This is a genomic window from Sulfurimonas sp. (genome assembly GCF_032250635.1).
Taxonomy (GTDB): domain Bacteria; phylum Campylobacterota; class Campylobacteria; order Campylobacterales; family Sulfurimonadaceae; genus Sulfurimonas.
On record NZ_JAVVFL010000059.1, the window covers coordinates 1 to 10,310 of the forward strand.

A 10,310-nucleotide genomic window follows, 5' to 3' on the forward strand; every position below is an offset into this window, starting at 1 on the left:
GATTGCCCCCGCAACACCTGAAAACAGAAGCTTTGTAGCTCCGAAATGTTCAATCATGGTTGTGGCAGTAAGTGTCGAGAAGACTTTTCCTATCTTAGAATATGCTATTACGAGCTCAACGCCTCTATATGTTGCCTCGTAATATCTATTTCCGGCGTACTCTAGCGTTTTATATGAGCCGATTTTTTCTAAAATTGGAGCAACCTCTTCGGGCATTGCTCCCATTATTGCTATTTTCATAAGTTTTCCTCTATTTCAAATGTTTTTACTGTTTTTTCATAACGCGGCAATTTATGCACTATTTTTGCATCTTTATCAACGATACAGCTTCCGCCCCAAAATCCGAGTCCATCTTCAAATCCGACTCTGTTTACAAAAACAAGCTTGGCTCTGCACTCTGCTGCAACCGTTTTTATGATTTCATACCATTTATCTTCTATGTCAAGTCCGCTATCACTAAAACCTCTGGCGGGTGATGCAACAAGCGCTACTATATAGCTGGGATTTTCTTTCATCAGCTTTTCGTGAACATCTTTATGCCAAAGATCTTCACATACGACCATTGACACTCTTCCAAACTGAGTCACAAAACTCTCAAAAATAGTGCCTGCTTTAAAATACCTCGCCTCTTCAAACATTCCGTAATTTGGGAGATGTACTTTATAGTGCTTTGAAAGGAGTTTCCCTTTAGAGAAATAGAGCGCTGCATTTCTAAAGCTCTCTTCATCTCTGATCGCAGCACCTACTACGATATCTACATCAAGACTTAACTCTTTTAAGATATCCAACTCATCTATCTCCCATGCATCTTCATAGAGCTTATCTTGAAGCAGATAGCCGTTTAAAGAGAGCTCGCCAAATACGATTAAATCACTCTCATCTTTGTGCGCATTGATGATGGATGCAACTTCGTCTAGGTTTGAGCGATTAAGTCTGGGCGATGTCTGAGCTAATGTAATTCTCATTTTAGTTGCAAATTTTCTCTACAACTTCTTGAAGTGATTTCATATCTGAAATAGTATAAGTCTCAAGATTTGGAGCGATTCTTTTGTTTAGACCTTTTAGAGTTGCACCATTTCCAAACTCTATTGCAATATCAACTTTATCCGCTATCGCCAAGATTGATTGTTTATATTTAACGGGTTTTACAAGCTGCTCTGTTAAAAGCGCGACTGCTTCATCCTTAGTGGAGTATCCAGTTGTAGTTACATTTGAGATGACCTGTGCTTCAAAACTATCCTCTATCATCCCCTCCATCAAACTCTTAAGCGGGATTTGCGCGGGAGACAAAAGTTCACAATGGCTAGCTACCGACATGTTAAGAAGAAGGGCTCTTTTAGCACCAGCATCTTTAAATATCTGCTCTAGAGATGCTAAATCACTCTTCATACCAGCAACAACAAGCTGTCCGTCTTGATTGTAGTTTGCCGGCCAAACTTTTTTTCCTTGGCTTTGCGCATCAACACAAATCTTCTCAACACTCTCATCATCAAGTCCCATAACAACCATCATGCTCGCTTCTATATCGCTGCATGCGTCTTGCATTAGCTGACCGCGTCTGTGAACAAGTTCAACCGCATCAACATAATCAATTGCGCCGCTTGCACAAAGAGCAGAAAACTCACCCAAAGAGTGCCCTAAAAAAAGTTCGGCTTTTACATTTGGACATTTTTCCTTAAACAGACGATAAGCTATCATTTGAACCAAAAGAATTGCAGGCTGTGTATATGCAGTTTGATTTAACAGGTCGTGTTCTGCAAAAAGCAACTCTTCAAATTTCAACCCTGCTCTTTTACCCGCCTCTTCAAACATCTCACGTGCCACATCCGAATTGTCGTAAAAGTCCTTTCCCATTCCCGTTGCTTGAGAACCCTGCCCTGCAAAAATCATTGCTATTTTTTTCATTTTTTCCCTTTTTATAAGTAATTAATATTATCAGCCATCTTTTTTCTAAGAGTATTTCTATTGAGTCCTAGTTTGTCTGAGAGTTGAAGCTGAGATTTAAATCTCTTAAGCCCTGCCCTAATAAGAGGAACTTCATAAAGATGTAAAAACTTTTTATAATCATTGTTGGAACCCAATCTCTCAGTTAGATAGTTTTGAAGTATCTCCATGAGCTCATCTTCTCGTATATCTTGCAGAAGATAATTGATCATAATCTGTCTTCTTAAAGAGTTTGAGTTCTGACTCAAGTCAGGTTTGAAGTTTTTGAATTTAAACTCATCTTTTGAACAAAAAAGCAAAGATGCCTCTTTTATAAATTTTTGTGTCAACTCTTCAACATCCTCTGGTCTCTCTCTAAGAGAAGGTATCTCAAATTTAACACTAAAGAATTTATCTGCATCTCTATTATAATATGAATTTTTAGCAGTAGCTACAACTCTTATATTCTTGCTGCTTAAGATATCTAGTACTTTTTTTATATTTGGTGAGTTTTCTATATTTGTAATAATTACTTTAGCAACACTATCAAGAGCTGCTAAAAGTTCATCATAATTTGATGCATCAAAGATAGGAGCATCAGGAAGTATGTAGTGAGCCAAACTCCTCTTGCCCACCCCAACCTCTCCAGTTATGAGTGCGTTTACATTCAGTGTTTTTAAAAGAGTTGCTGTTTTAAACGCCTGCGCAGATGATGGACATGCAGTTATATAACTAGCATCCACAGCCAGTGCCGCCACCTGTACCACAGCAATCATCATGCTGATTCTCTACAGGAATACCACTCATCAACTCATCGGCTGATGCTTCTCTAATATTATTTATTACTACCACAAAAGCCAAATCTTTGCCCGCCAATGGGTGATTAAAATCTATTATTACGCTCTCATCACCTATCTCTTTAACCGTAACCTGAACAGTCCCGCCATCTTCACCCTGACCATAAAGCGGCATACCAACTTCTAAGTCAATCCCGGAAAACTGATCTTTTGGAACCTCTTGAATTGCTTCACTGTCGTACTCGCCGTATGCATCTTTGGCTTTTACCGTAACTTCTGCCCTCTGGCCTATTGTCATATCTATTATTGCATTTTCAAGTCCAGGAATGATCTGCCCTTTTCCAAACATAAATACTAGTGGCTCTCCACCAATATTACTATCTACAACTTTTTCTCCATCATTGACTTCATACTCTATTGATACGATTTGATTTGTCTCTATTGCCATATTTATATACCTTTTATTTTTTTGTTTTTTGTGATTTTATCATAATTACAGTAATTACTAATATACTACTATTTTGTTTTGCTTAACCTATTTTTTGCTGTTTTTGCAGAATCACTGTTTGGATACTGTGAGATTACTGCATCATAAAAATTTACTGCATTTTTTTTATCGCCTGTCTCATCCATCGAAATTGCTGTATGAAGCATCAAAGTAGGCATATAATCAGCTTTGGAGTAGAGTGATGCACTCTTTTTAAAGTATGCGATTGCCTCAGCATAATTTTTTTTATAGTATTCAATCTCTCCTGCCATATAGTGAGAACGAGCCGGTTTATATTTTTTATCTATTAGATATTTATAATACTTGAGTGATTCACTATAACTCTTTTGATCATAGAGTTCTTTAGCTTTTGTTTCAACCTCTCCGTTTGTCATCCCCTCGTAAGTGGACTGTTTTGAGGGCTGCTTCTCTTTTGCTTTTAACTCTTTTGCTACAAGATCTTTAAATTTGTTAACATCATTTACAAGTGAATTAAACTCATTTTTGCTAACGTAAGACTCATTTATAGAATCAACAATTTTAGAAATCTCGATGATTAAAAGATTTATTTTCTCTATCTCTTTGGCATTTACGACAATAGCGTTACTATTATCTTCTATTGTTTTAGAAATTCTCTTATCATATTCAACATTACTTTGACTTTTGAGAGAACTCTCATCAAGTAAAGATTTGATTTTTAACTTATTTTCATGTGAAGACGTACTAATACTCTCAATAATCGTCTGCAGTCCGTCAACTCTTTGTCTGAGTGACTCAACTTCATTTGCCTGATTGTTACTTTTTACTACAACTTTATTTAGATTTTTTTTTGTCTCCAGCAGAACAGCCTCTGTTGAGGTTAAGCCGTATGGATTTGGATTGTTTAAATCTCCGGCACCGAACGCTGATGGTTCGGCACCTAAGAGATAACAAGGAAGGATAATTGCTAAAGCAGCAATTGATTTAGCCATTCTCATATGCTATTATGGTAAAAGTTTAAAGTCAACTCTACGGTTCTTAGCCCAACACTCTTTAGTCTTGTCGCTACATGCAGGATTGCTCTCACCAAAACTTACCATTGTTATACGGCTAGCATCAACGCCCTCTGCAACAAGAGCCATTTTAACAGTGTTAGATCTTTTAAGTCCTAGAGCAAAGTTATACTCATCACTTCCCCACTCATCACAATTGCCTTCTAGCTTAATAGAAAAATCTTTAGCTTTGGTCTTTGCGACATCTGCGTCAGTGGATAGATTTCCTTGCATGTCGCTTCTTACGTTGAACTTGTCAAAATCAAAGTATATAGTTAACAACTCTTTTTCAACTCTCATCATCGCTTGAGTATCTGTCTCCTGTGAAGCTCCATCACTCATGACTGCCGCTTCGCTAGATGATACCGTTTCTGTTTGAACAGGTGCTATCTCTTGAGAAGATGGCTCTTGTACTACTTCTTGACTAACACTGCTATCAATAGCTGAATCATCAACTTTTGGATCTTTATCGCCACATCCGCTTAATACTAAAAGTGCCACTATTGCACTCGAAATTACAATACTTTTCATCTTCTTCAACCTTAAATTTTAGTTGTCGTGATTGTACCAAAATAAAATTAATATATTTTTATAATCACACTTTTACCAATCCATTGACTGTACTTTTCCATACTTTAATGGAAATAGGTAGTTTTTATTATGATTTACTCTAATTATTCCTATAGAACTTTGGGACTTATAGTTCTTAATAAAAATTATTGCGTCGCCATCTACAGAAAATCTAGGAAACTCATTTACGCCAACAGCAGTCAATCTTCTTATAAAATCCGTTCCCATAGATATTAAATGAAGGTTAAACGTATTATCTCCGAATGACTCAGAGCTCTCTCTTGCTTTATAAACTATATACTGTCCAAACACGCTACAGGCAGCATTGCTTTTGCCGTAATAGACCATCTGTTCAACACTTCCTGTCCTCAAATTTTTAGAAAATATATTTGGATATCCTAAACGGTCAGAGACAAATACTATGCTGTCACTGCCTAAAAACTGTGCACCTACATCAATACCGCCAAAAGTAGTCAGTTTTTTCAAACTTTTAGTTTTAACATCATACAGATAGATATCCGGCTGTCCCTGCGGTGCCATAGTTAAAAGAAGCTTGCTACCGTCATCATTAACATCAGAGCATATCATCATGCCATCGGAAGATTTTATAACACTGCTTTTTCCGGTTTTAATATCTACATACTTTAACGTAGGCACCTTCTCATCCAAAGAGCTGTAGTAGAAAGCTGTCTGCTCTTTATTTGCCCATTTAGGGAATATATTAAATCCACCTTTAACAACAATATGTTGATATGTTAAAGTATAATCTGCTATTACCAACTCGCTTTTTTGAGGGTCAACCATTCTTGAGAAGATGACTTTTCTCTTCATCCACTCAACAGGCGCCTCGCCCATAAATTTATTTATATCGTATGCTATGGTATGAGAAACAAACATATATACGTTCGTATTGTTAACTTTATAGTTTTTGTTAAATATAACCTTCTCTTGGCTTATCAGTTTGAGCTCTAAATTTAATGCATGTGAGTCATCTTCGCTTAGCTTATATCTTAAAACATAGTTCATGTCTTTGTTTTCTACCAATACGCTGCTAGCATCATAGTTAACTTTGCCATGATGTCTCTCTACATTAAAGATTGAAAGAACATTTAAATCCGCTACTAAAGATTTAAAAAATCTATTTCTAAAAGTATCATCATAACTAACAGAGGCATCTTCAATAGAGAGCGAAGGAAGAGAATCAACTTTTTTAATAACCTCTATTGTCGCGTCACTTGCGAACATAAAAGTTATAGTTATTAAAAATGAAATTATTGTTTTCAAATATTACTCCTCAGAAATTAGAATTATTTTATATCTCCCAGAACTGTTGCTGGGGCTTTTTGGAAAAAGTATACTGCTGAGCCTGTCTTTTATCTTGTCACACTCTCTATTTAAGGCTTCATTGTCTGAATAAGCAAGAATTCTAAAATCTATAACTTTACCCATTGCACTAAGCTCAATAACAGCCGTCACTCCGTTGCCTTGCGAGTTTTTTGGAGGATAAAAGTACTCATATACTAAAGCTTGAATTTTAGCTAAATATTCATTAACCTCTGTTGCCGTGGAGCTCTTGGAACTCTCATCTTCTGTTTTTTGAGCATCCATACTCTGGATTTTTTGCGAGATTGATTCAGCTCTGTTTGTATCTGATTTTTGAATCTTTCTTTGAATTTCGTCTAAAACTCTTTTGTCAGTTTTTGGTTTTTTAACCTCTTGCGTTTTTTTAATATCTTGCGTCCAAACATCGCTAAAGAGCTCTTCAACGCTTCTTTCTTTTTTTTCAACTGTTTTTGTCGTCTCAGGTTTTGCATCCTCTTTCAAAACAGGCTTTATATCCTCTTCTTTTTTAATGGGAGTGTCTACGCTTTTTTTAGCACTGCTTGTCTGAATTTTTGGGATATCCATAGATATAGATATATAGTTCTCTTTTTTCATAGCAAAGCTTTTCGTCTCTTTTGACGAGGTTATAAAAATTAAAAAAAGCAGTGAAAAAAAGAGAAAAAGAGAGAGTGATATAGCACCGCTAATATAGAAGTAGGAGTTTTTATTATCCATTAGTAGCTAATGATACCTCGGTAAAACCTGCCTGTTTAACAGCAGCCAGAACAGACATAACAACACCATAATCCAAACTTTTATCTGCACTTATAAGCACAGTCGCTTTTAAATCAAGCTTTTTTGAATAGAGAAAAAAATTATCTTGAAATGAAGCATCTAACTCAAAATTATCTTTGTTTACTTTTAGATTCAAATCTTTATCTATAGTAATATGAACAGGTGGTATTTTAGATAGTGATTTTGTTTTTGAGCTTTGAGGAAGATTTATCTTCTCCTCATAGATCATATTTGGTGCTATAACCATCATAATGGCTAGAAGAACGAGCATTACATCCACTAATGGAGTAATGTTTAGTTCCGGTTTCTCATCCCAATCATAAGCCATTGTTACACTTTTCTAGCTATTATTGCGTCGCTTTGCATCTCAATAAAGCTGATTAGCTCAAATGACTTTCTCTTTAGTATCTGATGATATGTATATGCAAATATTGCAACAAAAATACCCGCAGCAGTTGCTACTAGCGCATCAGAGACTCCACTCGCTATTACAGACATACCGCCGCTGCTTTGTCCAATGTGCGTGAAAGTGTCTAATATTGAGACAACAGTTCCAAAAAGACCTATAAAAGGAGTTGTAGAAGCAAATACGGAAAGCACTGAGAGCCCTTTTGTGGCATCTTTTGTAGCTGCAGAAGCGGCAAGCGCTAAAATATCTTTTGATCTGTTTGTACTTGTTTTTAAAAAATTGCTTAAAAAAGATTGTGGGTCTACGGCTGTTGCTCCCATAAGAAGACTCTCAAGAGATCTGCTCTCTGTCTCAAGCCAACTACTAAGAGAAAAGTATCGATAGAAAAAAACCCAATTTAGCACTATGAAGTATAGTGCCAAAATTGCCAAAACCCCCAGCGTTACAGGGTGGCTTTTTATATAAAAATCAATTATTTCGTTAATCATAATCTACAGTAAATTTTGTGCTGCCGACTCGAGTCTTGCAGTAACGGTAGCAATCGCAGGATTATTGTCCTTGATAGATTCAATAAGTTCCTTAGCGTCTTCAAGTGCTTTAGAGATAGCACTTTCAGTCTCTCCGCGAATAGCTACTGCGCCCTCAACCAATACTATAACTTTCTCTTCATCAACCTGAACAACGCCCCAGTTGATAAGAATTGATTCGACTGATTTATCCTCTTTCTCTATGTCAATTACACCTGCTTCAAGCAGTGTAGTAAGACTAGAGTGTTCTGCTAGAACTCCAAACTCGCCCTCTTCACCTGGAAGAGTTACGCTAAGTGCTTCACCATCATAGATGACGCCATTAGGAGTAAGGATTTCAAGTTTTAACTTATTCATGTCAGTCCTTTATGAATTACTTCATTTTTTGAGCTTTTTCAATCGCCTCATCTATGCCACCGACCATATAGAAAGAACCTTCTGGCATGTGGTCACATTCACCGCTAAGAATCATTTTAAAACCCTTAATAGTGTCAGCTAAAGAAACATATTTACCCGGAGAACCGGTAAATACTTCAGCAACGAAAAATGGTTGTGATAGAAACTTCTCAATTTTACGAGCACGCTCAACAATATTTTTGTCATCTTCACTAAGCTCATCCATACCAAGAATCGCGATAATATCTTGCAAATCTTTATACTTTTGAAGTGTTTGTTGAACACCACGAGCAACGCTATAGTGCTCTTCGCCTAAAATTTGTGGATCAAGTAATCTTGAAGATGAATCCAATGGATCAACTGCAGGATAGATACCTTTCTCAGCAATTTTACGGTTAAGAACTGTAGTCGCATCCAAGTGAGCAAAAACAGAAGCCGGAGCTGGGTCTGTTAAGTCATCCGCCGGAACGTAAACTGCCTGAACAGAAGTGATTGAACCGTTCTTTGTTGATGTAATTCTATCTTGTAGAGCACCCATCTCACGAGCTAGTGTCGGTTGATAACCAACAGCCGATGGAATACGTCCAAGAAGTGCTGACATCTCTGAACCGGATTGTGCAAAACGGAAGATATTGTCAACGAACATCAATACATCAAGACCTTTTTCATCTCTGAAATACTCAGCCATTGTAAGACCTGTTAATGCGATACGGTTACGCGCTCCCGGGGGCTCGCTCATTTGACCATAGCACAGTGCAACTTTGTCAAGTACGTTTGAGTCTTTCATCTCATGGTAAAGGTCATTTCCTTCACGAGTTCTCTCACCAACACCGGCGAATACAGATAGACCTTCATGACCCATTGCAACGTTGTGGATAAGCTCCATGATAATAACTGTTTTACCAACACCGGCACCGCCGAATAGACCAACTTTACCACCTTTTGAATATGGTGCCAACAAGTCAACAACTTTGATACCTGTTTCAAACATCTCTGTAGTAGTCGACTGCTCAACCAATTTTGGAGGTTCACGGTGGATTGACCACATAGGAGCATCCGTAATTTGTTCACCATTATCAATTGTTTCACCAATTACGTTAAAGATACGTCCAAGAACTTTCTCGCCAACAGGAACTTTAATAGGAGAACCCGTAGCTTTTGCGTCCATACCGCGAACTAAACCTTCACTCATATCCATTGCAATCGTTCTAACGCGACCATCACCTAAGTGCGCTGCAACTTCAAGTACTAAACGAGTTACTGTACCTTCTAAATGTATATTAACTTCGATTGCTTCATTAATTATTGGAAGATATCCATCAAAATCAACGTCAACAATCGGACCCATAACCTGGCTTATTTTACCAATCATATTTTTCTCCATTATTTCATAGACTCCACACCGCTTATAATCTCTATAAGCTCTGTAGTAATTGCTGCTTGTCTAGCTTTATTAAATTGAACATTTAATGACTTAACCATATCTTTTGCATTGTTGGTAGCTGCATCCATTGCCTGCATTCTAGCACTGTGCTCAGCAGCAACAGAATCGATCAATGCATAGTAGATAGCATACTGAACGTATTTGTTTACCAAAGAGTCCAGCATCTTCTCTTCATCATCAGACTCTATCTCAAGCATCGACTTTTCTGCTTCACCGCACTCAAATTGAGTTGAATCAACCGGCAAAAGCTTATTTACATGTAACTCTTGAGTTATCATGTTTTTATAGCCGTTGTAGACGATATGAAGTGCGTCAATTTTGCCATCTTTAAAATCTTCAATAGAAGAGATTATAAACTCATCCGAACGACTCTTGTCTGGATTTGAGCTAAGATTTGCAACTGCGTCAAAAAGTTCAACTTCGTTATATTTAAAAAACTCAATACCTTTTTTACCGATTCCACGTAAACGCACTTTTACATTTTTTGATTTGTATTCTGCTAAAAGTTTCTTAACAGCTTTAATAGTTTGAATATTAAAACCACCACACAAACCCTTGTCTGCAGTTACAAAAACGATGTCAACAGTTTTTGGATCTTCAATCTCTAT

The 10,310-nt window shown here is 37.0% G+C and carries 13 protein-coding genes and 1 pseudogene; all 14 read right to left on the reverse strand.

The features are described from left to right. Positions 1 to 240: pseudogene (locus RQ763_RS05165) on the reverse strand (5'-methylthioadenosine/adenosylhomocysteine nucleosidase); the annotation flags it as partial. After that, positions 237 to 965 carry a nitrilase-related carbon-nitrogen hydrolase gene (locus RQ763_RS05170; RefSeq protein WP_314151592.1) on the reverse strand — a complete coding sequence of 243 codons (729 nt, stop codon included), beginning with the start codon at positions 963 to 965 and terminating at the stop codon, positions 237 to 239. The gene RQ763_RS05170 and the pseudogene RQ763_RS05165, both read right to left, overlap by 4 nt. 1 nt (position 966) lies before the next feature. Beyond that, positions 967 to 1,905, reverse strand: coding sequence for an ACP S-malonyltransferase (gene fabD / locus RQ763_RS05175; RefSeq protein ID WP_314151593.1), 939 nt, complete (start codon positions 1,903 to 1,905; stop codon positions 967 to 969). Between the two features lie 11 nt (positions 1,906 to 1,916). After that, a complete protein-coding gene (locus RQ763_RS05180) occupies positions 1,917 to 2,702 on the reverse strand; it encodes a Fis family transcriptional regulator (protein ID WP_314151594.1) in 786 nt (261 codons plus the stop codon). After that, entirely contained in the window at positions 2,656 to 3,168 is a 513-nt protein-coding gene (locus tag RQ763_RS05185; RefSeq protein ID WP_314151595.1) for a peptidylprolyl isomerase, read from the reverse strand. The genes RQ763_RS05180 and RQ763_RS05185 overlap by 47 nt, the downstream gene beginning before the upstream one ends. Before the next feature lie 68 nt (positions 3,169 to 3,236). Then, positions 3,237 to 4,178 (reverse strand): tetratricopeptide repeat protein, encoded by a 942-nt coding sequence (locus tag RQ763_RS05190; protein WP_314151596.1) that lies wholly within the window; start codon positions 4,176 to 4,178, stop codon positions 3,237 to 3,239. 12 nt (positions 4,179 to 4,190) lie between these two features. Then, positions 4,191 to 4,769 (reverse strand): OmpA family protein, encoded by a 579-nt coding sequence (locus RQ763_RS05195; protein ID WP_314151597.1) that lies wholly within the window; start codon positions 4,767 to 4,769, stop codon positions 4,191 to 4,193. A 72-nt stretch (positions 4,770 to 4,841) separates the two neighbouring features. Then, positions 4,842 to 6,092 (reverse strand): Tol-Pal system protein TolB, encoded by a 1,251-nt coding sequence (gene tolB, locus RQ763_RS05200; RefSeq protein ID WP_314151598.1) that lies wholly within the window; start codon positions 6,090 to 6,092, stop codon positions 4,842 to 4,844. Positions 6,093 to 6,095: 3 nt separating this feature from the next. Next, positions 6,096 to 6,866, reverse strand: coding sequence for a TonB C-terminal domain-containing protein (locus RQ763_RS05205; protein ID WP_314151599.1), 771 nt, complete (start codon positions 6,864 to 6,866; stop codon positions 6,096 to 6,098). Beyond that, positions 6,859 to 7,254, reverse strand: a complete 396-nt coding sequence (locus RQ763_RS05210; protein ID WP_294928146.1) for an ExbD/TolR family protein — start codon at positions 7,252 to 7,254, stop codon at positions 6,859 to 6,861. The genes RQ763_RS05205 and RQ763_RS05210 overlap by 8 nt, the downstream gene beginning before the upstream one ends. Positions 7,255 to 7,256: 2 nt before the next feature. Further along, positions 7,257 to 7,823 (reverse strand): MotA/TolQ/ExbB proton channel family protein, encoded by a 567-nt coding sequence (locus RQ763_RS05215; protein WP_314151600.1) that lies wholly within the window; start codon positions 7,821 to 7,823, stop codon positions 7,257 to 7,259. Between the two features lie 3 nt (positions 7,824 to 7,826). Then, positions 7,827 to 8,219, reverse strand: coding sequence for an ATP synthase F1 subunit epsilon (gene atpC / locus RQ763_RS05220; RefSeq protein WP_294928140.1), 393 nt, complete (start codon positions 8,217 to 8,219; stop codon positions 7,827 to 7,829). A 16-nt stretch (positions 8,220 to 8,235) separates the two neighbouring features. After that, positions 8,236 to 9,630 carry a F0F1 ATP synthase subunit beta gene (gene atpD / locus RQ763_RS05225; protein WP_314151601.1) on the reverse strand — a complete coding sequence of 465 codons (1,395 nt, stop codon included), beginning with the start codon at positions 9,628 to 9,630 and terminating at the stop codon, positions 8,236 to 8,238. An 11-nt stretch (positions 9,631 to 9,641) separates the two neighbouring features. Beyond that, positions 9,642 to 10,310, reverse strand: a 669-nt coding sequence (atpG, locus tag RQ763_RS05230) for an ATP synthase F1 subunit gamma (protein WP_314151602.1), incomplete at its 5' end; no start/stop codon positions are given.